General features: G+C 36.4%; 29 protein-coding genes, 1 pseudogene and 1 riboswitch. Of the genes and pseudogenes, 11 read left to right on the top strand and 19 right to left on the bottom strand.

What is annotated here, in order from left to right; translation table 11 throughout:
- Positions 1-75: 75 nt before the first annotated feature.
- The 10 genes from NG743_RS04810 to NG743_RS04765 all read right to left on the bottom strand — a co-directional run bounded on the left by NG743_RS04810 (position 76) and on the right by NG743_RS04765 (position 5,709).
- The gene (locus tag NG743_RS04810; RefSeq protein ID WP_236630646.1) at positions 76-315 is read right to left on the bottom strand and encodes a DUF6883 domain-containing protein; all 240 of its coding nucleotides are present in this window, start codon (positions 313-315) and stop codon (positions 76-78) included.
- A gap of 51 nt (positions 316-366) precedes the next feature.
- Entirely contained in the window at positions 367-903 is a 537-nt protein-coding gene (locus tag NG743_RS04805) for a hypothetical protein (protein WP_027404625.1), read from the bottom strand.
- Positions 900-2,327 carry a DUF4365 domain-containing protein gene (locus tag NG743_RS04800; RefSeq protein ID WP_257121608.1) on the bottom strand — a complete coding sequence of 476 codons (1,428 nt, stop codon included), beginning with the start codon at positions 2,325-2,327 and terminating at the stop codon, positions 900-902. Before NG743_RS04800 ends, NG743_RS04805 begins: the two co-directional genes overlap by 4 nt.
- A gap of 130 nt (positions 2,328-2,457) precedes the next feature.
- On the bottom strand, positions 2,458-2,679 hold the full coding sequence (locus NG743_RS04795) for a type II toxin-antitoxin system HicA family toxin (protein ID WP_193962248.1): 222 nt from the start codon (positions 2,677-2,679) through the stop codon (positions 2,458-2,460).
- Complete coding sequence (locus NG743_RS04790; RefSeq protein WP_027404627.1) at positions 2,679-2,918, bottom strand: type II toxin-antitoxin system HicB family antitoxin; 240 nt, start codon at positions 2,916-2,918, stop codon at positions 2,679-2,681. Before NG743_RS04790 ends, NG743_RS04795 begins: the two co-directional genes overlap by 1 nt.
- An 86-nt stretch (positions 2,919-3,004) precedes the next feature.
- Entirely contained in the window at positions 3,005-3,331 is a 327-nt protein-coding gene (locus tag NG743_RS04785; RefSeq protein WP_257121607.1) for a hypothetical protein, read from the bottom strand.
- A 70-nt stretch (positions 3,332-3,401) separates the two neighbouring features.
- Positions 3,402-3,716, bottom strand: coding sequence for a hypothetical protein (locus tag NG743_RS04780; protein WP_193962250.1), 315 nt, complete (start codon positions 3,714-3,716; stop codon positions 3,402-3,404).
- 66 nt (positions 3,717-3,782) lie between these two features.
- Complete coding sequence (locus NG743_RS04775; protein WP_257121606.1) at positions 3,783-4,745, bottom strand: RpnC/YadD family protein; 963 nt, start codon at positions 4,743-4,745, stop codon at positions 3,783-3,785.
- Between the two features lie 59 nt (positions 4,746-4,804).
- Positions 4,805-5,092, bottom strand: a complete 288-nt coding sequence (locus tag NG743_RS27070) for an N-6 DNA methylase (RefSeq protein ID WP_503366673.1) — start codon at positions 5,090-5,092, stop codon at positions 4,805-4,807.
- A gap of 20 nt (positions 5,093-5,112) precedes the next feature.
- Complete coding sequence (locus NG743_RS04765) at positions 5,113-5,709, bottom strand: N-6 DNA methylase (protein ID WP_257121605.1); 597 nt, start codon at positions 5,707-5,709, stop codon at positions 5,113-5,115.
- Between the two features lie 561 nt (positions 5,710-6,270).
- On the opposite strand from NG743_RS04765, the gene NG743_RS04760 reads away from it, so the two are divergent.
- Positions 6,271-6,525, top strand: coding sequence for a hypothetical protein (locus NG743_RS04760; protein WP_257121604.1), 255 nt, complete (start codon positions 6,271-6,273; stop codon positions 6,523-6,525).
- A gap of 558 nt (positions 6,526-7,083) precedes the next feature.
- Here the strand turns inward: NG743_RS04760 and NG743_RS04755 are convergent.
- From NG743_RS04755 to NG743_RS04725, 7 genes and pseudogenes are all read right to left on the bottom strand, one after another.
- Positions 7,084-7,545: pseudogene (locus NG743_RS04755) on the bottom strand (DUF29 domain-containing protein).
- A gap of 32 nt (positions 7,546-7,577) precedes the next feature.
- A complete protein-coding gene (locus NG743_RS04750; RefSeq protein WP_257121603.1) occupies positions 7,578-7,757 on the bottom strand; it encodes a hypothetical protein in 180 nt (59 codons plus the stop codon).
- A 580-nt stretch (positions 7,758-8,337) separates the two neighbouring features.
- Positions 8,338-9,813 (bottom strand): hypothetical protein, encoded by a 1,476-nt coding sequence (locus tag NG743_RS04745; protein ID WP_257121602.1) that lies wholly within the window; start codon positions 9,811-9,813, stop codon positions 8,338-8,340.
- 15 nt (positions 9,814-9,828) lie between these two features.
- Positions 9,829-10,542 carry a hypothetical protein gene (locus tag NG743_RS04740; RefSeq protein ID WP_053540545.1) on the bottom strand — a complete coding sequence of 238 codons (714 nt, stop codon included), beginning with the start codon at positions 10,540-10,542 and terminating at the stop codon, positions 9,829-9,831.
- Between the two features lie 18 nt (positions 10,543-10,560).
- Positions 10,561-11,124 (bottom strand): hypothetical protein, encoded by a 564-nt coding sequence (locus NG743_RS04735; RefSeq protein WP_039205256.1) that lies wholly within the window; start codon positions 11,122-11,124, stop codon positions 10,561-10,563.
- Positions 11,125-11,446: 322 nt separating this feature from the next.
- On the bottom strand, positions 11,447-12,475 hold the full coding sequence (locus NG743_RS04730; protein WP_027404635.1) for a serine hydrolase: 1,029 nt from the start codon (positions 12,473-12,475) through the stop codon (positions 11,447-11,449).
- A 353-nt stretch (positions 12,476-12,828) separates the two neighbouring features.
- The gene (locus NG743_RS04725; protein WP_027404636.1) at positions 12,829-13,236 is read right to left on the bottom strand and encodes a DUF1636 family protein; all 408 of its coding nucleotides are present in this window, start codon (positions 13,234-13,236) and stop codon (positions 12,829-12,831) included.
- 424 nt (positions 13,237-13,660) lie between these two features.
- A riboswitch (cobalamin riboswitch) is annotated at positions 13,661-13,802 on the bottom strand.
- Between the two features lie 162 nt (positions 13,803-13,964).
- Here NG743_RS04725 and NG743_RS04720 point away from each other — a divergent pair.
- Positions 13,965-14,744, top strand: coding sequence for a hypothetical protein (locus tag NG743_RS04720; RefSeq protein ID WP_193962256.1), 780 nt, complete (start codon positions 13,965-13,967; stop codon positions 14,742-14,744).
- A 106-nt stretch (positions 14,745-14,850) separates the two neighbouring features.
- Here the strand turns inward: NG743_RS04720 and NG743_RS04715 are convergent, their stop codons facing one another.
- The gene (locus NG743_RS04715; protein WP_257121601.1) at positions 14,851-15,213 is read right to left on the bottom strand and encodes a hypothetical protein; all 363 of its coding nucleotides are present in this window, start codon (positions 15,211-15,213) and stop codon (positions 14,851-14,853) included.
- 95 nt (positions 15,214-15,308) lie between these two features.
- Entirely contained in the window at positions 15,309-15,716 is a 408-nt protein-coding gene (locus tag NG743_RS04710; RefSeq protein WP_027404639.1) for a universal stress protein, read from the bottom strand.
- Between the two features lie 88 nt (positions 15,717-15,804).
- Here NG743_RS04710 and NG743_RS04705 point away from each other — a divergent pair, with 88 nt between their 5' ends.
- The 9 genes from NG743_RS04705 (at position 15,805) to NG743_RS04665 (ending at position 22,964) form a co-directional block, all read left to right on the top strand.
- Entirely contained in the window at positions 15,805-17,007 is a 1,203-nt protein-coding gene (locus tag NG743_RS04705) for a phosphoglycerate kinase (protein WP_257121600.1), read from the top strand.
- A 92-nt stretch (positions 17,008-17,099) separates the two neighbouring features.
- Positions 17,100-17,372 carry a hypothetical protein gene (locus NG743_RS04700; protein ID WP_027404641.1) on the top strand — a complete coding sequence of 91 codons (273 nt, stop codon included), beginning with the start codon at positions 17,100-17,102 and terminating at the stop codon, positions 17,370-17,372.
- Positions 17,353-17,502, top strand: a complete 150-nt coding sequence (locus NG743_RS04695) for a hypothetical protein (protein ID WP_160170659.1) — start codon at positions 17,353-17,355, stop codon at positions 17,500-17,502. Before NG743_RS04700 ends, NG743_RS04695 begins: the two co-directional genes overlap by 20 nt.
- A gap of 145 nt (positions 17,503-17,647) precedes the next feature.
- On the top strand, positions 17,648-18,832 hold the full coding sequence (locus NG743_RS04690; RefSeq protein WP_257121599.1) for an AAA family ATPase: 1,185 nt from the start codon (positions 17,648-17,650) through the stop codon (positions 18,830-18,832).
- Positions 18,833-18,843: 11 nt separating this feature from the next.
- Positions 18,844-19,428, top strand: coding sequence for a DUF4276 family protein (locus tag NG743_RS04685; RefSeq protein ID WP_027404643.1), 585 nt, complete (start codon positions 18,844-18,846; stop codon positions 19,426-19,428).
- Positions 19,429-19,710: 282 nt separating this feature from the next.
- A complete protein-coding gene (locus NG743_RS04680) occupies positions 19,711-20,295 on the top strand; it encodes a Uma2 family endonuclease (protein WP_027404644.1) in 585 nt (194 codons plus the stop codon).
- A 205-nt stretch (positions 20,296-20,500) separates the two neighbouring features.
- Positions 20,501-20,659, top strand: coding sequence for an ATP-binding protein (locus tag NG743_RS04675; RefSeq protein WP_236630648.1), 159 nt, complete (start codon positions 20,501-20,503; stop codon positions 20,657-20,659).
- 12 nt (positions 20,660-20,671) lie between these two features.
- Positions 20,672-20,824 (top strand): hypothetical protein, encoded by a 153-nt coding sequence (locus NG743_RS04670; RefSeq protein WP_257121598.1) that lies wholly within the window; start codon positions 20,672-20,674, stop codon positions 20,822-20,824.
- Positions 20,825-21,581: 757 nt separating this feature from the next.
- Positions 21,582-22,964: a PP2C family protein-serine/threonine phosphatase gene (locus tag NG743_RS04665; RefSeq protein ID WP_027404645.1), complete on the top strand. Its 1,383-nt coding sequence runs from the start codon at positions 21,582-21,584 to the stop codon at positions 22,962-22,964.
- Positions 22,965-23,607 lie beyond the last annotated feature (643 nt).

The raw sequence follows: 23,607 nt of genomic DNA, 5'->3' as shown, positions 1-23,607 counted from the left end.
AGGCTTGAGAGTAACAAATTGGAATTGATTATCTATTTTTCGTTTTAGCCAAACCGTTACAACGGATAAATTAAGTTAATTAACTCCTATTAGTTCTCCTTCAATTCTATAAAAAGTTCCATATTCATTGGTAATATCTTCTATAGGATCTACCGTTTCCATTAATTGGAGAATTGCCAATTTTAGTTTTTCTGGGTTATCTTCAGTAAATCCTGCTTGTGCTAAAAATTTCGATTTATCATCCTTGTCTCTATATTTTAATAGATAATTGCTAATTTTAGCATCAGGAATAATAGCATCTTGGGGCATTGTCATATCACCTTAAATTTCAAAGCCATTTCTGTAATTTCGGAAGTTTGCCATTATTCAAATGTTATCTATTTGGAAATTGTGGGGATTTTGTAATATAAACTGGTTGTTTTCTTTGACTAAATCTCCTGTAAAACTAATTGGTAAACGTTGTTGATAAGCCTTAATAGCTAAGATGTAATTTTGGTTATTTAGTTCGGTATGAATTTTTTGTAACTTTTGAAAAACAATTCCTAAAATAGTGATTTCACCCTTTAATTTATCAAAATTAGGTGTATAAATATCCATCACAATTCCCTGGGTACTAATATTAGGGATAATCTGTAAAAGTTCTGTTAAAATTTCTAGGCTAGGACGATTTTCTACAGTTGCTAATATTTCGATTATTTCTTGAATACGTTGGGGATAATCTGCGAGATTTTCTTGGTTAGGTAGTAAGATTTCAAAATCTTCTGGGGTTGCTGATTGATGCCAAATGGTGGCATGATTTAAAAAGGGTTTATTTTCCTGCCATCCGTGAGTTTGTAAGTAATTTCTGAGATTTTCCAGGGCTATATTTTGCAAGGTTTCTTGATCTTTGACAGTAATTTTCATGGTTGAACTCCTTGACTAATGTTGTGCATAATTGACTGTAAGGCACTAACTGTAAATTGATGACTTTTAGATAAGGTAATAGTGACAGCAGTTTTATTTTGTGTTTCTGGCATTCCTCTTAATGATACCCAATATCCACAATATCTAATACAAAGTTCTTCTTCTGACTGGGTTAACCAATCTTCTATTTTTTCAGGGATGACTACAATCACTAAAATTCTAGGAATGGCGAAGTTATCCATTCTTAAATCATTGTAGTTTTTGAGTTTGAGGGGATATTGAATAGAGTTATCTGTTTGGATATCCCTAGATGTACATTTTAACTGTAATTCTAAACGAGGTGATCTAACCCGACCAGTGGCACTTTTGGCGGCGATTCCCCAATCTATACTATCATCATCTATGGATGGTTTGTATAGTGAATAACCTGCTACTGTGGTTACTGCTTGTAAATAGGTGTTGCTAAATAGTTCTTTTCGTAGGTTTATATCCATATTTTTTAATATAATTTCTCCATAATTTTTTTTTGCCTGTCCTGGTAAACCTTCTTTACTAATTCGGTTACTGTGCAGAAAACGACCCAGTAAAACATCCCCAGTATTTATAAATATCACTTCTGTTTTATTTGAAAAATTGAACTTTCTAGAGATATTTTGAGCTAAATCACCAAGTTTTTTAACCTTCCATTCCTTCGGAATTAAACCCAAAGAAGACTCTTCAAACTCATCAGGGAATAAATCAGCCGTTGCTGCATCCATACCTGCGGGTTGTCTCCCTTCCATCTTGGCGCGTACAGGGTCAAAATCAACAAACCACGACTTAAAAATCGCCCTGGCCATTGCTTCTAGGGTTTCGTTCATCTGTCGGTTTAGTTCGATTTTATCATCAAGGGAGGAAAGGATGTGAGCGATCGCTTTTTGTTCAGAAAGTGGGGGAAGATTAAACTGAAAATCAAAAATAGATTTTAGAGTAATGCTTGCTTGATTTGCACTTCCTTGTGCAGTAGAAATTATGTAATTTTGAAAATCAAAATTTTTTAAGCGATAAAATAGAAATCTTTGTTCAATATTTCTATTAGAACGTAATCTAACAGCATTTTGATTTAGTAAAGCTCTATGTGCTTCTTTAGGAACTCTAATAACTTTCCCAACTACTGATTCTGGATTAGCAGGCCAAGAACCAACTGTTGCTATTACCACATCTCCAAAATTTAGACAGTATAATTCATAGTCTTTTACTTTATCGGGATGTAAATAGTTACAATCTTTCATATTAATTGAACTATCAGTAAAGTTAGTAACTCTAATAATAGGGTGTCCAATAGATTGATATTCATTAGATTTAAAAGCAAATCCTTTGCGATATTCAACCAAATCAATAAGTTTTAATAACTTCCATATATTATCAATAGGCTTATTATTCATACCCTAACTTAACCCCCTCATAAAATACACTCTCTCAACTTACTAAACTCTGCCATAATTTCCCTCATAACTCCTCCTCAACCTCCATATTTACCGCTTCTAACTGTTCAATAGTCAAGTCTTTAAATAACTAAATATCCAGAAAAATATCAACATCAACTTGAGCCTGTTTTAAAATACTTCGCAGTGTTCCCTCCTTAATTTCCCGATGATGAGGAATAGTTGTTTTTTGATTTGTTTCTGGATTAAACCAAATTTCATGATCTCCTTTAGCTGGGCGATAAAACTCAAAACCTAATTTTCCTAATTTTCTCGTAACTTCTCGATAAGAAAAACCGCCTAATCTTCCCATTATACCTCCAAGATTAGCGGATATTCAAACTGATTAGGTAAACCTTGAAAATGAAAAGAATGATTTTTTTCTTTTTCTAAATCCAATAGAACCTTAGCCACATCTGCCGCAATTTCTATAGCTTCTTGTACCGTTTTACCCTCAGCAACTAACCCCTGTAAATCATCACTGGTAGCCACAAAATACTCCTTTCCTTCCTCAATAAATTTTTCAATATTTAATCTAATTAGAGTTTGCATCTTTTGATATTCCCAAAGGTGGATAATTTGATTATAACATTATACTGTTGTTGGGTTGCGCTGTCGCTTAACCCAACCTACATTTATTAATCTGATTCTGACAAATTAGAGTTAACAAGCTGTGCAAATTCTTCTAACGAACTAACCCTAATTGCTGATACAAATATTTGTTCTAAAAAAGATGTATCATCAATTTGATTAATGCTTGTAACTAAGTTTTCAGGAATATCACCAAACCGCACTTGTACAAATTTGATAATATTTTCCTTTTGAGTTTCTTTCCGAGTTTCTTTCCGAGTTTTTTCTATAGCGCGTCTTTCAATGTTAGTTACAAGTGGCATTTTTCGCTCCTCCTGATAGTTAGCTAATTTTTGATCAAAACTTAATTGCAAGTCTTCAGATAAAGCCATCATTAAATCAATGACCTTGTATAAATCAATACTGTTGTTGGGTTGCGCTGTTGCTTAACCCAACCTACATTTATTAATCTGCTGCTGGTAAATTAGAATTAACAAGCTGTGCAAATTCTTCTAAGGAACTAACCCTAATTGTTGATAGAAGGAGTTGCTCTAGCAAAGATATATCATCAATTTGATTAATGTTTTCTAGCAAACTTTGAGGAATATCACCAAACCGCACTTGTACAAATTTGATAATATTTTCCTTTTGAGTTTCTTTCCGAGTTCTTTCTATAGCGCATCTTTCAATGTTAGTTACAAGTGGCATTTTTCGTTCCTCCTGATAGTTAGCAAATTTTTGATCAAAACTTAATTGCAAGTCTTCAGATAAAGCCATCATTCAATGACCTTATACAAATCAATACTGTTGTTGGGTTGCGCTGTCGCTTAACCCAACCTACATTTATTAATCTGATTCTGACAAATTAGAGTTAACAAGTTGTGCAAATTCTTCTAAGGAACTAATATTAATTGCTGATACAAATATTTGTTCTAAAAAAGATGTATCATCAATTTGATTAATGCTTGTAACTAAGTTTTCAGGAATATCACCAAACCGCACTTGTACAAGTTTGATAATATTTGCCTTTTGAGTTTCCTTCTGAGTTTCTTTCCGAGTTCTTTCTATAGCGCGTCTTTCAATGTTAGTTACAAGGGGCATTTTTCGTTCCTCCTGATAGTTAGCAAATTTTTGATCAAAACTTAATTGCAAGTCTTCAGATAAAGCCATCATTAAATCAATGACCTTATACAAATCAACAATTTCTTTACGGTTATAACCTCTTTCATAAAGTAATCTAGCTAAGTTCCATTTCCACTGTTCCCTAGCTGATAAATTGCTATTAGTGGCTTTAGTCTTTAAATGTGCCATTACCACTATAGCAAAAATATTATTACTTTGCTCTAACTCCTCCCATTGATAGTCTAAAAGTTTGACAATAGAAAAATTAAAGATTAATTGACTATTTCCTAAACCATACTGATAGGAACTAGGTCGCCAACTTTTAGTTTCATCTCCTAGTATAGCCAAACTAATTACAGGTTTTTGATATAAATCAAAAGCTCGATAGTTGTAGATAAACATTCTTTGGGAAAATTCTTTATCATATTGACTTTGTACTTCTACATGAATTAATATCCAAACCTCTTGATTATCTAATAACCACACTTGAAATAATTTATCAGCGTGGCGGGTTTTGCTGTCTCCAGATGCGGTAATCTGTTCTAATTCTTTATCTAGAGAAATGGGAGTTTTAGTCCAATCTATTTGTTGATAGATTTCTGGAAAAAAGAAGGCGAGAAATGAATCAAAATAATCTCCTATTACTTCTTTCCAGGTTTCATCATAGTTAGCTGTAATTTCCGTCATTGTGATTAAATTCAATATAGTTAAAAAATTGACCCATCCTCATCTGCGTTTATCTGCGTTTATCCGCGTTCAATATTATATCCCAAACCCCGCAAATTCTCCCGAATCATCGCTTCTAATTTAGCACTTTCGGTAAATTGTTTATCTAATTTCGCCGTCAGATGTAACATCTTTTCATCAAAAGATTCATCATCATCGTCTACTTCCTCAGCCCCTACATATCTTCCTGGAGTTAATACATAACCATGTCCTTTTATTTCTTCAAAACTGGCACTTTTACAAAACCCAGGAACATCTACATATTCTCCCTTACCACTACCGCGCCAATTATAATAAGTTTGGGCAATTCTGGTTATTTCTTCCTGTGTTAAATCCCGACCCCCAATTTCCGCCCATCAATAAATAAAGTCTCCCCTCGACGTTTACGGAACTTACCCCCAGATTTAGAACGAGTCAAAAACCATAAACAAGCGGGAATTTGAGTGTTATAAAATAATTGTCCTGGTAGTGCCACCATACAATCAACTAAATCAGCTTCAATCAAAGCCTTTCTAATCTCTCCTTCCGCAGATTGATTAGAACTCATTGAACCATTAGCTAATACAAAACCCGCATAACCAAGAGGGGCTAAATGACTAATGATATGTTGAATCCAGGCATAGTTAGCATTACCAGATGATGGTATACCATAAAGCCAACGTCCATCTTCTTGTAATGCTTCCCCACCCCAATCACTCATATTAAAGGGAGGATTTGCTAATATATAATCTGCCCTTAAATCTTTGTGTAAATCACTGCGGAAAGTATCAGCATTTTGTAAGCCAATATTCCCTTCAATCCCCCGGATAGCTAAGTTCATTTTGCACAGCTTCCAAGTTGTGGGATTAGATTCTTGTCCATAAATAGAAATATCCCCAACTTTGCCCCCGTGAGACTCTACAAACTTCTCAGATTGAACAAACATTCCCCCAGGAACCACAACATGACATTGAGTAAGTATAGCAGTGGACAGGGGGGTTAGAACATCAATTGATAATGAAACTCCCATTAAAAGTAAGTTTTACTACTGATATCATTTGCGCCTAAACACTTACGATAAAAATAATGCTGGTATTTGGGAATACAACAAATCTACAGATTCTATATCGTAACTAATTTACCAGAACAAATATGACTCCTGCTATAAGTCACTTTGGTAAATATTCACCCTGATTAACTTAATGCCATCTTAGAAAGGAAAGATAGCTCAAGAAATAACATTTACTAAAAAATTGTTAGAATAGTTAGTTTTATGGATACAAAAAATATGTCTGTAACAACAAACGAACTAAAGCCAGGTATCTAAAATCTAACAATTCAAAGATTAAAGAAAAAGGATCTAGAACCACTAAATAAAAACGACTATATCCAAGCTTTTGGACTTCTACCAGATTATATCCTCAAAGCTAATGGAATTATAATCTCTGAGGGACATGAAAGAGATTTAACAGTATTAATCAACTCCCATAGGGATGCTTTTAAAGCTATGAAGAAATGGCTCGTTCATTTTGATAGCACCACTAATAATAGCAAACCTTCTGACCCACCAGAATTAAAATTTAGCTGGGAAAATGACTACAAACCTCATGCAGAAGAATCTTGGTCTTTACTAAATTTAGATCACACGCTGAATATATTGCACAGTCTGATAGAGATTTTTGTCACCATATCTACGAAGATTACACCAAAAAGCAAAAACGCACTCTTAGACACATCCGTAATCATCCCGACTTCCAATTAAGTGCTTTGGAAAAAGACGGTTCTTTATTTGTAGGTGGACAGGGGAAACGAGGCCAATCTCAAAAGTCTTCTAAATCCAAGAAAGGGTTTTGTAAAGAAAAGTAACAATTAACGAAAAAGCCGCATAAAAGTAGATTTCTGCTTAATTATAACTTAGTTGAGAAACTTGTAGAAGCGATCGCCAACCCAACACCTCCTACTATCCTCTCGCTAATGTTGGGTTATGCCTTCGGCACGCTACGCGAACACTTTGTTCAACCCAACCTACGAAAATTAAATTAATATTTTATTCCATAAGTGGAGCGGTAGAACCATTAATAATTGCTCAAGAACGTTACGCTTAAGGATTATATTAGTAGACGAAAATCTTTTAAGGAAAGAACTCAAACAATCTTTTTAAGAGGATGTTTGAAAAGTATCAGAATTAATCGAGATCCCCCCAACCCCCCTTTGTAAGTGGGGCTAAATTCCTCAAAGTCCCGCTTTTCAAGGGGGATTTAGGGAGATCTGCGGGTGCCAGATCCCACACGAAAAAGTTTTCAAACAACCTCTAAAAAAATTAGGGGAAATATTCATTATTAAGAATATCTTCAAGACTAAAAGGACATTGCTTTGGAAAAATCTCACCAGGTAAACCTGTCTTTTGAATTGCTTGTCTTCTAGCTTTAGTATAAACCTGTTCTAAACAACTCAGGAAATAGTTGTAAAGTGTTTTGGAGCGAAAAGAAAATTCCAACTCGTCACGGAAGTTAGAGATTTCAATTTGCCAACCTCGTTGACAGGTTTCTTTTTCAGTTTCTCAATAACAACAAAGCAGAAGATGGATTAATAAATGCTTCAAATAACTTTCTACTTTGCGTCTTTCTTCTATTCCCAATGCTTCAATCTCTTCTGCTAAATGCTGCCAATCTAAATTATTAATATCTCTGTTTTCTAGCTGTTTGAGTGTGTTTTTTATCCACAGATAATGATCTGTTTCATATAGTGTTGATTGTAGATGTGTGGAAATTGTTTTGGTCATACTTTATCCTTTGGATAACAGACATAGTTATTTTAACGTAATAAGTTAAATTTAGTTCCTAACAAAGCATTATTCTCAATAATTATAACAATAGAAAGGTGATTTCTACAGAGTGCTATTTCTATTCCTTCGGTCTTATCAGGGATATGAAACCCGATGCCTGGGGCGATCGCTCCCCTCGCCATAATACTGGGAAATTTTTGCTTATACATATTAATTAAAATATATTCTAATGCAATCTAATTTAAGATTATATTTTCTTGCTTATACTAAACGGAGATGATGAAAATTTTTAAGAAGATGTATTGGAAAATTTTTTTATACTTTACAAGGTCACAATTTGAGCTTTTGCCTAAAGGGGATATATGGACGTAAAAACGCAAGTTATGACCTTCTCAAGTATAGTAGGGGCAATTCATGAATTGTCCCTATTTTTTTGATTTAGTTCCAAGTTTAATCTTCTTATAATCTTATCTAAACCATTCCTAAACCAAAACGATTCATTGTATCTAATACATCATATAGATTTTTATCTATATTTTGAGATTGTTTGTAAAAAAACACTTCTGGAGATGTCTAATACTTAGGCAAAGGAAAATTTTATGGCTTTCAATAATGTTGATTGATCTATCTAACGCTTACTAAAGGCAACGCCCAAACTGTAAAACTAGGTACGACCATTGGTAATATTGGGATTGAAGGTATTTCCTACGATCCTAAACAGTTTGTTCTTGCTTAGAATTTAATTAGCTCATCTGGGTTTAGCGCAATGCGTTAAGCCCATGATGGTTATTAATTAACAGATTTCCAACCTCTGACTATATTTTCTGTAATTAGCTGCTCGGCTAGTTCTTGGGCGCGGGTGGAGGATAAAGCATAGGAAACAGATACTTTTAACGGTTCTTTGCGCTTAGAAGAAAAATCTGTCCAGTAGACTAGATAGGGTATGGTTTGCTCACCACTGTTTTCTACTACCACTAATTTACGAACCATGTCTGTACCTTTGGTGTAAACTTCCCGCCGCAGAATTTTGGTTTCGGTTGGCGCGATAGCTTGTAATTGGGGTAACTGGGGACTGTTGATAATCTGCTCTAATCTAGCACCACCATTTTGTACTTGTTTATCAAGGCGCAGTTGGGTGAAGGTAGCAAAGGTAGGACGGGGACAGGGGTATAATCCTAAAAATTGATAATCACTGCCATCCCATGCCATTAGTTGAGTGAGATTGGGGCGATTGCTTCCAGGTACAATGGTTAGCAAATCTTCACCACTCAGTTCGACAACATATTCAGGTTTGACAAATTGGATTGTTCTGCCATCACTGTCGGTCATGGTCAGGGGATTTTCCACATGGATGGCACTAAACAGATTCAGAAATTGTAACCTCTGCTCATCGCTGAGGCCAGAACCAATGCGAACTAGGGTTTGCCAGTAGGTTTTGCTGTCGTCGGTTTTGGGATAGTTCATTGCCACCAGCAAGGAAGTCACACCATACATTCCTTCAAATTCTCCGGCTACATAGCCAATTACCACCGCATCTAAGGACAGACGGGGCTTAATTTTATAGGTTTCTGCCCGTTGCAATCGCCGTATCACCATGCCCTCTTCCCCAGCAGCGATCTTTTCGGCAAATAGGCGCAAAAGTTGATCTTCCGGCACAATTGCCCCTGATGGGCGATGATATGGGGCTGTGGGGTCACTACCAAATAGTTCTCCCAATAAATTCCAAGTCTGCTCAAATTGTGATTGATTGGCGCGTAGGTCTTTGCCATCGAGCATGATCACATCTAACATAGCTAGTTTGAGTTTATCTATCGCCCCAGCATCTTCACTAAAGGAAATCCTTAACACATCCCCAATGGTGGCACGGCGGTCATGGATTTGTTCCTGTAAATACAGTTCGGCTCTAAACAATCCTTTTTGGACAGTGGATTGGCGTAAAACTCCTTCTAAGGCATCAAGGGCAGGGAAATTAATCCGCACCCGTCCAGAGGGAGCATTAAAGCAAAAGCAGACATTTTTAGAGCGTTCAAAATAAATAAAAACCCCTTCACCATCAACTTTGGTAGTTTGCAATACTAGTTCGGTGGTGCCAAATCGTTTACCCAGTTTGTTTTGAGTCAATGCGATCATTTTGCGACTAACTTGGGTTTCGTATTGACTAGCGATTTCCAGCAGAGTTAAGTCCCTAACTGCACTACCAGTAGCAATCTGATAATTACCAGTTTTGGGAACTAATTTAGAAATATCAATATAGGTGTCGAGCATAGATGCCTCCCTAGTTTATTCGTCCACGATTTTTAGTTCACGATCGCTCAACAGTAGCAATAATTTATACTTACCTTCGTTTTCACCCTGACCAATTTCACCATACAAAAATCCGCGATAGGGACTACCCTTTTCCCGAATCACCAGTGGTTGATTACCTTTAGTACCAGCCCCCACCACGGCTACTTCCTGGTTTTGATGAAGTTCTTGGGCGATATTAAATAAAAATTCCATTGTCACGCCGTCTTCATGGACGATTTGATAGGTATACCGGAACACAAAGTCCGTAAATGCTTGGGTAATAGGGAGACGTTTACCTGTTTTAATAGGAAGGTGATCGTTGAGATTGGATTTACGAATCAGATGGGGGCGGCGTTCTTTTTCTTGTCCTTGCTGATCGTAAATAATATCAACAAATTTAAAGTCAGTGACGGGTTTGAGTCCATCCAGGCGATTACTAGAATTGTAATAAGCGGTGGAAATCATCTCTGTTTCCAATATTTGTCCTGCTCCCTCCAATTTTAATTCTGGGTCAAGAGCGATAAAATCTGACGGTTGAGCCTGAAACGGATCGATCATCGCATTAATGCCATTGATCAGTTTATAAGGCGTAATTGCCCCTACCTGAGTTTTTTGCTGAATTACTGGTTTGGGACGGCGGCGTGGCAACGATTGCAAGGATAGGCGGGCGGTTTTACCTTGATGTTCTAAGTGTAGAATAGTATCCATAATTTATACTCCTGATCATTAAAACATAGAAAAATTTAGTTCATCGTCTTCTTCTTCCTCAACTTCAGCATCAAAAAAATCATAGGCGATCGTCAACCCCACAAATGCCGTCTTTTTCATTTCCCCAATTAATAAAAACGCCTGTTCAGCTTTAACTAACAGATAAGCCTCTTTGGGAATATAGGTTTTGCGGTAATTAAATTGGGTAGAATATAGTCCCGCAGGTATATTTATTTCTGCTACCGGATAGACGTCAACCACATTAAACTCTGCCAGGGTAGATAAGGGTACTGGTTCTAAGGGATTTTCAATCTCAAAAGAACTGGGTTGTAGGATGGCCATTTCCCCTTCTATTAAAGCGATCTCCTCTGTGGCTGGTGTACCTTCAGGATCAAGGCGGGCATAGGATATTTGTTGGCGTGTTAGTAATCTTCCATCCGCTAGGAGATAACCACGAGTGAGGGGTTGATGATCACATTCAGCCACAGTTTTAGAAAAACCATATAAATCTTTTTTCTCCACCCGCGAGCCAAGTTTAGCGCTGACAACTTCTCCATTTAATGCAAAAGATATATCTTTCATTGGTAAGCTGAACTTATATCAACTTTACTATTTTACAGCAATTCCCAATTATTACATAAGATTAGCTTAGGCATTACCGGCATTACCTCATCTACACTCAAGTTAAATCAAGTTGGTGGAGATACTGCGATTGTCTTCAATAATCAAACTTTAGCGACTCTCACTGGGATTCAAGCTAGTAGTTTGAATTTGACAGATCCTAAACAGTTTGTCTTTGCTTAGAATATAATTCACTCCTAGTATACACTGGGGCGTAAGTTAATGATCATCATCTTTTTAGTGATTGAAAATGATTGGTTTATTTACGCCCTGTGGTACTTGTCTATAATCTTACTTGGTTACTTACTTTTGCTTGGTCAAAATAACCATATACTACCTGAGAAACTTGACGAATAAAATCTGTTCCTCTAGGATCATTATTTGGTCTTTGCACAAAAACTCCTGCTAAATAACGCTTACCTGATGGCGTTTCAATAATACCTGCATCTCCTAATATAAACCTGAGTGTCCCTGTTTTGTGCGCTATCTTAGCACCAGAACCTAAACCAGAAGGTAATAAACTTCTATTATGACAACCATTCATAATACCTATTACTTGTAATTGACTTATATTGGAAAGTAACTGATTATTTTCCATTAAAGCTGATAGTTTTACCAAATCTTTAGCACTGGTTTTATTAGTTCCTTGAAAATCTCCCAGGCGATTTCGCATCACAGTATTTTGCAATCCCCAACTGCGAAATTTTTGATTTAATTGAGTAATTCCACCCAAACGATCTATGATCATATTTGTGGCGGTGTTATCGCTAATAGTCATCATCCTAGTTGCAGTTTCTAAGAGACTAAACTTACTTCCTAACCGCGCATACTGCATATTTCCCGAACCACCAACAATATGTTTTTTACCCATAACCAATGTTTCATCTAGTTGAATTTTTCCAGCATCTACTTGCTGAAATAAAGCAACCAAAATTGGATATTTAATTGTACTAGCAGCCGCAAAAGATTTATCGCCATTAATGCTTAAATAATCTCCTGTATTCAAGTCCATAAAAAAGATACCAGGAGAAAGAAACTTGTAGCGAGCCATTAATGTTTTAATAGGAGTTTGTAGTTCCGAGATTTCTCTTCCCAAAGGAAATATACCAGTGAAGTTATGAGTATCTGTTGGACTGGTATTGCTGACAGAATCTGGAGGAATAAATTTAATTCCTGGCAATTGTACACTTGATTTATTTTGACTCCAGCTACTTGGGTTCTCAAGCTGGTTGTTATCAGGATTTGCTTTAACTGGTAGAGATAATAAAAGAGTAGCCGTGATACTAAATAAGATCAATGAATGTGGTTTCATGCAGTTGTATGAGGAGAGGATTGAATTGACTTACAAAAAAAGGGAACAGGGAGCAGGGAACAGATAAGAAACAAAAGTTACTGAGTTTATAGCTTCAGTCAAGAAAAAGATGTTTTTAAAAGATGCGTAGCACGAAAAAAAACAGTGTCATTATTTCAATCTCATGTTTTTAAACGTGAGTTTTTTCTGTTCCCTGTTGCTTCTTCCTCTGAAAGATATTTTCTAGATAAGTAAATGAAATCAGGATTGATTGATTTAGGTGTTGTTTTTAGAGGTCATTTTGGGTTATTTTTTTTGATAAGTAATCGGATGGAATTAATGACTCAACTGATTCTTCTGTTTCCCGTTCCCTATCAACTATTGTTGTTTAATTTTGCCCACTTAACTAGTGCGGGAATCTTTGCTAAAATGCCTTTTTTTAAAGGTTCTGGACGTTCTGACCAAGGCAATACACCATCATATTTTGTATAATACTGACTTGCACATTCTAGTACCGCAGATGGACTACTATCTACTGGTAAATCACCAAAGAGATAGGTTGATTTTCCTTCTGCTACAAAAGCAATCACGCAGGAATGACTGCAAGCGCTCATACATTCAACCCCCTGAATGCAGAATTGATTGTGCAATTCACTATCTTGAGCAAGTTCTTGAAGTTGTTTTAGTAGTTGTTCACCTTGACTTTCACCAACCCGCTTACCATCTTGCCACTTACTACCACAAGTAGTACAGACAAATAGATTATGTTTTTGATTGAGCATTGATTTAGAAATGATAATTCGGAAACGCAGACATAAGAGTTTTTACAATATGGCTACTGTAAAATGTGTAAAGAAGCATAATTAACCGCACACAAAAATGGACAAGATTCACTTGCTGTCATCTTTTCTATTATTGTCAAAATATATCTAGCGAAGATAGCAATAAGTCTCACCTATAAAAGCTTCCCACTTTCTTAAGTGCAGGATTGCAAATAATTAAATTGACGGTTAATAATCTCAGAACAGTACACAATTTGTAGGGTTTCTCTGGGGGTCTAAACTGATCAATTCCTATGGAAACATTCATCTAAACCTCCAGGAGACTTGACTTGACCACAGCAATACCTGACTCCTCTTCCTCACTTACCCGAAGGGAAGTGACGGGTGGTTGACGGTCTGAATCATCTGTACCACGCAGATGGATGTGAGTTTTTTGCTTTCGGCGGGCATTCTGACTTAGAGAATAAATCTCCTTACATCTGCGGGACAGTGCCGGATTTACACCAGACTTTTCCCCTTGCGTTTAATTACTGTTTCCCATTAAAACCGGTTTAGTTGCGAGAATACTATATTTTTTATGTCTTGTCAATAGACAAGGGAGGATAATTCTGTTTATTGTTTTGCCCAGAGGCTGAATGAAGTATCATTTTTTTATGCTGTTGAGTGAGAAGATAAAAAAGGGATTATTTACAGTAAATTGTTAATTAAACTCTTTGTGGAAATTAGATATGCAGCTTCAAGAAGCCTCTAACGTTGCCGTCATTGTTGGTGAAAATGCGGTTACTGTTGCTCAATTACCTTGTGTGTGGCAGGATATTGCTAAGGGCAGGGCAAATGTCAGATTTAGTAATCCACAAGTCTATGTAGAAATGGCGCAGTTGTTTCAATATAAACTGCAATATGGTGATGTTGATTTGTTTAATGACCGCCCCCAGTTATTTCGGCTAATACCTTCATTCTCTGAGTTATTTGGGCAACTGGCATGGGAAACTCTGGAATTCTATGGTCATGACTTTATGATTCACAACTATCCAAACTTTGAGGCAGTTTTGCATAATTGTGAGTCAAAAGGTTCTGAGTACAATAATGAGGTCAAGGTAGCTCGCATTGGTTTGGAACTTTTTGATGAGTTTGGATATGATTTACCAGCTAGTTTCTATCGTGTGCATTTAGCCCCAATTTATCGAGATCATGTGTTTGAAGAACGGGCTTTAAGATTTGATCAAAGAGACATAGAACATAAGCGCTCGTGGGATGCTATTCTACACGCAGGTAAGGTATTTGCAATGCAAATGAAGGTGCAAAGTATAGCATCTAAATACGGTTTTACTTATCAACATGGCTGTGGTTGTAACTCCCATTTATCTTCTATTGATAAATCTTCTGGTGCATTTGAGTATGAATTAAGTTTGGAGAAACGTCAACGCTGGATTCGGAGTTTTATCTGGACAGCTTGGTATGAATATGCAATGTTTCCCATTGTCCCGAATACTAGTTATCTTGTCTAAGTAGGGTTTGCTGAAACAGTTATCTGTGAAGGCAGGTATACTGAAAACGGTTCATAGTTTAACCAAATAAGTAGTGAGACAGAATTAATTACACAATGTCATTGCGTTAGCGCAGCGTGGCGTTAGCCATATATAACGCAGTGAAATGAAGCAATTCCCAGGGTTGTGATTGCTTCCCTTCGCTCGCAATGACTGTAAATATTTTTGTCCAATTACTTATGAAACCCCTCTGGTAAACCTCTCCAGTATTAAATGTTATTCCTTTTCCCTCTCCTCTTAGGAGAGGGTTAGGGAGAGGTGCAAAGGAGAGGCTTTGAACCTTGTTCTTTGTATGATAAAAAAGTCCAGCTTCTAGCCGTTTTGAGTATAAGTAGGTGAACACAATAAAACCAAACTGTGTAAAGAAACGTAAAATGGCTGAAAACTTCTTTACTCTTGCGTCTTGCCTTGCTATAACGACAATTTTCAACGCCAACCTACTTATTAGAGGCAGAGCCTCATCAACTGCATTCCTAGTCAGAGACTAGGAACGAGATGTGGTAGGGATTTAAGCGTGATACTTAATCAAGGAACAATCAAGACGGGACAGGGAGAAAGGTTAATTACCCGTGCGGTAACGCTATCAGTTGCGCCTTCATCCGTTAAGCCTATTCCTCGACAGCCCATGATAATTAAACTGGCTTCAACTTCATCAGCAACATCACAAATAGTAAAAGCTGGTTTACCTTGTCTTTCTAGTAATTCGGCTATGATTCCTTGTCCAGAAAATAAAGCCTGGGCATTTTCTAGGAGTTTGGCAACTGCTTCTGGAGATACCATAGGACTGGTAGCTGGTGCTTCTGAATCTGGCTCTTCAACGACTGAAAGCAGAATTAAGCGACTGCCATAGGTTTGCACAATATTGGCAACTATATCAGCGGCCTCTCTGGCTTCTCGACTTTGATCAATGGGAAATAGAACTGTTTTAAACATATCTCACCTCTGCACCCCTCACTCCGGTAAAATCTTGATGGTCATATTTTGAAGACAATAACAGAAAAGTAATCAGGAGAGTTTGGCTGTGTCTAAAAAAAGTTTAGCAAGTTTATCTGCGGCTGATATATCTGGAAAACGCGCTTTGGTACGGGTTGATTTTAACGTGCCTGTGGATGATCAAGGCAACATCACTGATGATACCCGGATTCGGGCGGCGCTGCCAACTATCCAAGATTTGACCCAAAAGGGTGCTAAGGTCATTTTAGCAAGTCATTTCGGTCGTCCCAAGGGTGTAGATGAGAAATTACGTTTAACTCCCGTCGCTAAACGTCTGTCTGAGTTGTTAGGACAAGAAGTTGTCAAAACTGATGACTGTATTGGTGATGATGTGGCGGCTAAGGTTGGCGCATTGGCAAATGGTCAAGTGCTGTTGTTGGAAAATGTCCGCTTCTACAAGGAAGAAGAAAAAAACGATCCCGCATTTGCGGAAAAATTGGCTGCTAATGCTGATTTTTATGTAAATGATGCGTTTGGTACTGCACACCGCGCCCACGCTTCTACTGAGGGTGTAACTAAGTTTCTGAGTCCTTCTGTGGCTGGTTATTTGGTTGAGAAGGAATTGCAATATTTACAAAGTGCGATTGAAGTACCTCAGCGTCCTTTGGCGGCTATTATTGGCGGTTCTAAGGTTTCTAGCAAAATCGGTGTGATTGAAACTTTGTTGGAAAAGTGCGATAAGTTGATCATCGGCGGTGGGATGATTTTCACCTTCTACAAAGCCCGTGGGTTGAGTGTTGGTAAGTCTTTGGTGGAAGAAGATAAACTGGAATTAGCGAAGTCTTTGGAAGCTAAGGCTAAAGAGCGTGGTGTGGCTTTGTTGCTACCTACAGATATTGTCTCCGCTGATAAGTTCGCTCCTGATGCTAATGCTACTACTGTCAAGATTGAAAATATCCCTGCTGATGGTATGGGTTTAGATATTGGTCCTGATTCTATCAAGGTTTTCCAAGCGGCTTTGGCTGATTGCAAGACTGTGATTTGGAATGGACCTATGGGTGTGTTTGAGTTTGATAAATTTGCTGCGGGTACAGAAGCGATCGCTCATACTCTAGCAGAAATTGGCAAAACCGGCGCAACTACCATTATCGGTGGTGGTGACTCTGTAGCGGCTGTGGAAAAGGTCGGTTTAGCTGACCAAATGAGCCACATTTCTACTGGTGGTGGTGCTAGTTTGGAGTTGTTAGAAGGTAAGACCTTACCTGGTATTGCAGCTTTGGATGAAGCATAATTGAAAAGGGTGAAGGATGAGGCTTTTGGGCTTTGTCCTTCATTCTTTTGTTAATTTAAAATTAGTACAGTGAATATTTGAGATTTATTATCATGGATAGAATTACATCAAGTTATTTGAAGACTTTTAAACAAGAACAATCTTTTTCTGAAGATTTAAACGAATCTATACTTTTTGAACATTTTGTTAACTACTGCATAGTTTCTAAAGAGTATAATGCACAATTTTTACTTGAAGATATTCATATTGGTGGTGGTGGGGACTTAGGTATAGATGGCATTGCAATTATTGTTAATGGTAATTTGATTATATCTTCTAAAGATTTTATTAAATATTGTAAAAAAAATGGAAGAAATTCTCTTTGATGATACTAAATGTAAGGATAGTTTCATCGAAACTACAGCTATTATTGATAATCTAGTAGATGAGGATTATAGTCGTGCAATTGCTAAAACAATAGGTTTTGCAAAAAAAGTAAAATCTTACTTTGGATGAAGCGTAATGAAAAGCGTAAGAAATGAACTTTTCGGCTTTGTTCTTAGTTTTCTGATGAGCGATCGCACAATTAAACAAAAATCATTTAGAATTGCTATATAGCTGCTAGTTTTAGCAGTACCACAGTTAGATAAGTGATAATGTGATGGCAACAATTGAAGAAATTTCTGTCAAAAACTATAAGGTTTTGCAAAATATTACCCTAAAAGATATTAAACCTTTTTCTGTTTTTCTTGGTCCTAATGGTAGTGGCAAAACTACCTTTTTTGATGTAATAGGATTTCTCTCAGATTGTCTCACTACTAATGTGAAAAAAGCCTTAGAAAAACGAGGAAGATTTCAAGAAGTAATTTCCCGTGATTGTGGAGGTCAGGAAATTGAAATTGTCATTAAATATCGTGAAGCGAGAAAAGCTGGCAAAAAATCTCCTATCATCACTTATACAGTTGCTATTGCTTTACAAAATGGAGTGCCAATAGTATCAAGAGAAGCTCTGAGATGGAAACGAGGCAGTCATGGACATCCCTTTGATTTTCTGAAGTTTGAAAATGGGGAAGGTGAAGTCATTAGTGGCGAAGAACCCGAAATTAACGACAAGAGAATTCATTATCAAATGGATGATCCAAGTTCTTTAGCAATTAAAACCATTGGGCAATTGTCAGATAACCCTCGCATTGCCAGTTTACGTCGTTTTATTGAAGGATGGTTTCTTTCATATTTTATCCCAGATCAAGCTCGTCAATTAGCAACTGCTGGTGCAATGGAACATCTCTCTCGTGAAGGAGACAATATTTCCAATGTAGTTCAATACCTTGCTGATGAACATCGAGAAACTTTATCAGAAATTTTGAAGTTATTAGCCAAACGTATTCCTAAATTAGAAAAAGTAGAATCGCAACCGACAATTGATGGTAGACTCGCTCTTTTATTTAAAGATGCACCTTTTAGTAACCCATTTCTAGCACGGTTTTCTTCAGATGGAACACTTAAATTGTTGGCATATTTGATATTATTAAATGATCCTAATCCCCCCCAATTGCTTTGTATTGAAGAACCAGAAAATGGACTTCATCATCGGCTTCTTGATCCTTTGAGTGAAGAGTTACAAGCTTATGCACAACGCGCACAAGTTTTTGTTTCTACCCACTCACCATTTTTTGTTAATACTATTAAAGATGCTAAACAACTATGGATTTTTCAACGAGATGATAATGGTTATGCAACTGTTACCAGGGCTGATAAAATTGAGGATGCTAAACATTTTATAGAATCCGATGCAGGTTTAGGTGATCTTTGGTCTGAGGGATATTTGAGAGGATTACCTTATTAATAGTACCAATTATGCACATAGAGTTTTTAGTAGAAGAATCTTCAACTGAAATTGCTTTAAATTTAATTGTTCCTAAAATTATAGGCAATATCCATACTTTTAATATTCATAACTTTCAAAATAAAAGTAGACTTTTAAAAAGCTTACCTGAACGTATGAAAGCCTATGCTAATTTTATACCTGATGACTGGCGAATTGTGGTTTTAGTAGACGAAGATAGATCAGATTGCCAAGAATTAAAGAAGAAACTCTGTGATGCTACTAGTATTGTAACCCAAAAAAAAGGAAATATTGTTCTTCATCGAATTGTTGTAGAAGAACTTGAATCTTGGTTTATCGGTGATGTAGCAGCAATCAGGGCTGAATATGAAAAAATTCCTACTTCTTTATCCCGGCAAGCCAAATTTCGTAATCCAGATGCTATTAAAGGTGGGACATGGGAAGAATTAGATAAAATTTTGAAAAAGTATGGCTATGAGACAGGGTTACAAAAAATGGACTTTGCTCAAAAAGTATCGCCTCACATGGATGTAGAAAACAACCAATCAAGAAGTTTTCAAGTTTTTCGTGATGGATTAAGAAGAATGATTAGCTAAAATTTAAGTAGTGAGACAGAATTAATTACACAATGTCATTGCGTAAACGTTGCGTGGCGTTAGCCATATGGAACGAAGTGAAATGAAGCAATTCCAAGGGTTGTGATTGCTTCCCTTCCCTCGCAATGACTGTAAATATTTTTGTCCAATTACTTATCTGATTATGATATAATCAATCAGATTTTATTAATTAAGATTTTGGTGTAGTAGTTTGGTTATAATTAAATGAAATGTGCAAATTAAATGAAATGTGCAAATAAAAATATTGTCAAGGAGAATAATATGGAAGTACAAATTCGCATACATACTTATACACCTGAAGAATATTTAGAACTAGAGGAAACAGCACTTTATAAAAGCGAATATCGGGATGGAGAAATTATTCCTATGACTGGTGGAACTGGTAATCATAATAAAATTACACTAGCTATTGCGGCGATTTTACTATATGCCATGAGACGCAAAAACAATGAAGTTTTTATGGGAGATATGCGTTTATGGATTCCCCAATTTAAAGAATATACCTATCCAGGTGTGATTGTAACTGACGGTCAGGCTAGTTATACAGGCAAAAATAATACTACTATTACTAATCCTTTATTAATTGTTGAGGTTTTATCTAAGTCTACAAAAAATTATGACCAAGGTGATAAATTTACTTTTTATCGTTCTATTCCCCAATTTAAAGAATATGTTTTAGTGGAACAAAATCAATATCAGGTGATGCACTATAGCAAAACTAATGAAGGAGAATGGATTTTTCGAGAATATAAATCTGAAAATGATATTGTTAAATTGCAACATCTTGATTTTGAAATTAGTTTAATTGATATTTATCAAGATGTGAATTTTGAGGATAGGGAATAAATAATGCTATCTATTCAAAAAATCGTTTAATAGACATCTCCAAAAAAGATTGTAGAGACGTTCCATGGAACGTCTCTACAGGGTTTTCAGGTCAAGTATCTTTAATTTTTGGAGATATCTAATGGTGAGTCATGAAAATCGAAAGTATCTATCTAAAAAACTTTCCAGCTTTCAAAAATGTGGAAATTAAAAAAATTCCTAAAATGTGCGAACAAAGATTATAGATGAACAATGGATACAAATTGCGATCGCTGATAATGGCGACGGAATACCAGTAAATGTGAAAAATCGCATTTTTGATCCATTTTTTACTACCAAAGAAATAAGTAAAGATACGGGAATGGGTATTGTTCCCTTGTCATAACGACAATTTCTAATGTCCACCTACTTAGCTATCGAATTATCACAGAAAAACATCATGGTAGATGAGAATATTTCTCTGATATTGGCAAAAAAACTGAATTTATTATCCAAGTTCCCATCAAACAAGCAGCTAATAAAATCACTTATTCAAATTAATGCTTCTTAATCAGCTAAATCTCTGGCAATACTAATATATAACGTATTTATTATTATATATAATTATTGAGTATCGCTAATACGAACAGTATAAACTACAAATCAAGTTTTTGTTAAATTTAGCTGAAGCATGGAAAATAAGACTTAATTTCCTGCCACCTTCTCCGTCAAAACACTAATATAAAATTACACATTTTGAAATATTGACCAAAAATAGGCAAAATCTTTCCCGAAAAGAAATCTATCTAAGGAAACATTTCGACAATTTATGGTATATAGGTTAAATGTTTGTAGTCCATAGTCAAAGAAGTTTTCATTAAAAGCATGATTACTTCAACGTTTTGACTAAAATCCTCACAACGCAAAAGCCATGAATTAATGCACCAAAAATCCATCTGGTTATTGGTTGGATGATTCTTAATATCTACTCTCTCAGGAATAGAGATAATTTTGCTAGTGACAAATTTTTATTTCCCAAGATATATGAAGCACCAATTCAGTTATGAAAAAATTAGAGGCTGCTAATTAATCATAAAAATCACTGATTCTCCCAGACTCATTTTTGACAAATTAGAAAATTTATAATTGTGGAAAATTAACCCTCAACAATGTCCTCAGCATGAACCAAGACTTAAAAAATTACTTTCAACATTTCTTCTACTCTTGCTAAAATCACAAATCTCGTTCCATGATGATTTCACAATTTATCAAAAAAGAGTATTTATAAAGAATCACAAATTTGCTATTCTTAACTGCAATATTAACCTGTGTCACAATTCCCCCCCCATTCTACTGATAGCAATAGCAGCACCACCGATGTCACTCCTGTAGTGGCACTCAAGGAACTTGTGTCCAGGCTGCATCGAGAACAAAATAAAATTCAAGACTTACTGAGTTCTTTAGGATTTGCCCTCAGAAGCTTTAATAATTTAAATCAGTTTTTGGAACTGATTCCCCTCATGGCTACCAGAGTCACAGATGCAGAAGGTAGCGCACTTTTTCTTTATAAACCCAATGGACAAATTAGATTAGAACAACTACATTGGCAGGATACTCAGCAAAGAAAAATTATTAGAAAAGCCCTAGAAACTGCTAGTAGTCAAATTACTCTTTTATCTAACTCAAGTCCTGCTGCTATTTCCACAGGGATTCTAGATGACCAAATGCACGCTGTTTTAGGTCCAGATGTGCAAATCTTTGGCACAGCTATTTTAGTCAAGCATACAGAAAGAGGTTGGCTGTATGTTTTGAGTCGAGATCCTGAATATAGTTGGACAGAAACCAGACAAAAATTAGTGCGGTTAGTAGCAGACCAAACAGCAGTGGCAATTGACAATGATGAACTGTCTGTAGAATTAAGAAAAAAAGAACGTTTAGACCAAGAGTTAGAAATTGGTGCAGAAATTCAACGCCGACTTTTACCGCGTCAATGTCCCAACATTCCTGGATTATCAATAGCCGCCCGTTGTAAACCGGCTAATCAAGTTGGTGGTGATTACTATGATTTTATTCCCACTAATCAAAACCAGTTAAAATCTAAAGCACAAGCTTCTCCAGAAAATGCTAGTTGGGGTTTGGTCATTGGGGATGTCATGGGTAAAGGTGTTCCCGCAGGTTTAATTATGACGATGTTGCGGGGAATGTTGCGGGGTGAAGTATTACATGGTAATTCCCCAGCCGGAATTTTACAAAATTTGAATCGGGTAATGTATGCGGATTTGGAAAATTCTCACCGCTTTGTCACCATGTTTTATTCCGAATATGACCCACAAACGCGGATTTTATCTTATAGTAATGCCGCCCATAATCCCCCCTTGTGGTGGCACGCAGCCACAAAAACTGTGAGTCAATTGGATACATTGGGGATGTTAATTGGTTTAGATGCCAATAGTGAATATGAAAATGCACAAGCACAGTTAGAAGTTGGGGATACAGTAATTTATTATACTGATGGTTTGACGGATGCAGCGGCGGCTGGAGGCGATCGCTTTGATGAAGATAATTTTGTTACATCCTTCAGAACAGCCTGTAAGTATTGCAACAGTCCCCAGGAAATTGTCGAATATCTATTTGACCAAGTTGAACAATTCATTGGTTCTGATAGGAGAAATACCGATGATATGACATTAGTTGTTATGCAAATTGTCTGATATGTTAGTGCCAAATTTTGAGAATATTAATATATTTGTATAAAAATTATTCAATTTATTAATCTCCACCAACTTTCATATAAACATGAAAAAGCAGAAATCAGAGAAATACATTTAGGGCTTGCTGAATAAGTTGTCTGTGAAGGCAGGGAACTCTTAACTGGGAACAGTTTTAAGTAGTGAGGCAGAATTAATTACACAATGTCATTGCGTAAGCGTGGCGTTAGCCATATGAAACGAAGTGACATGAAGCAATTCCAAGGGTTGTGATTGGTTCCCTTCCCTCGCAATGACTGTAAATATTTTTGTCCAATTACTTAACTGTCTGGATATCCTCAATTTTCCAAATCCGACAAAGAAAAATGCACCTATTTTGAGACAGTATTAGCCAAAACCTGGCACTTTTTTGTGGTAAAAATCCGCGAAACCCTTTGTTAATAAATGGTTTTAGGTTTATATGGCTAACGCCACACTACGCTATCAGCAAACCCTAAATAACATTCCCAGTCAGACACTAGTAGTCTGTCAAATTTATTTTGACGGGTAATGTCTTCCCTCCCCTACCTCCCCTACCTCTCCTACCTCCCCTACCTCCCCTACCTCCCCTACCCCCTGCCTGCCTTCACCCGTCATTTTCGGTTTG

Origin of the sequence: Dolichospermum heterosporum TAC447, assembly GCF_024584745.1 — a bacterium.
GTDB lineage: Bacteria > Cyanobacteriota > Cyanobacteriia > Cyanobacteriales > Nostocaceae > Dolichospermum > Dolichospermum heterosporum.
This window is presented reverse-complemented; position numbering and strand designations above follow the sequence as displayed.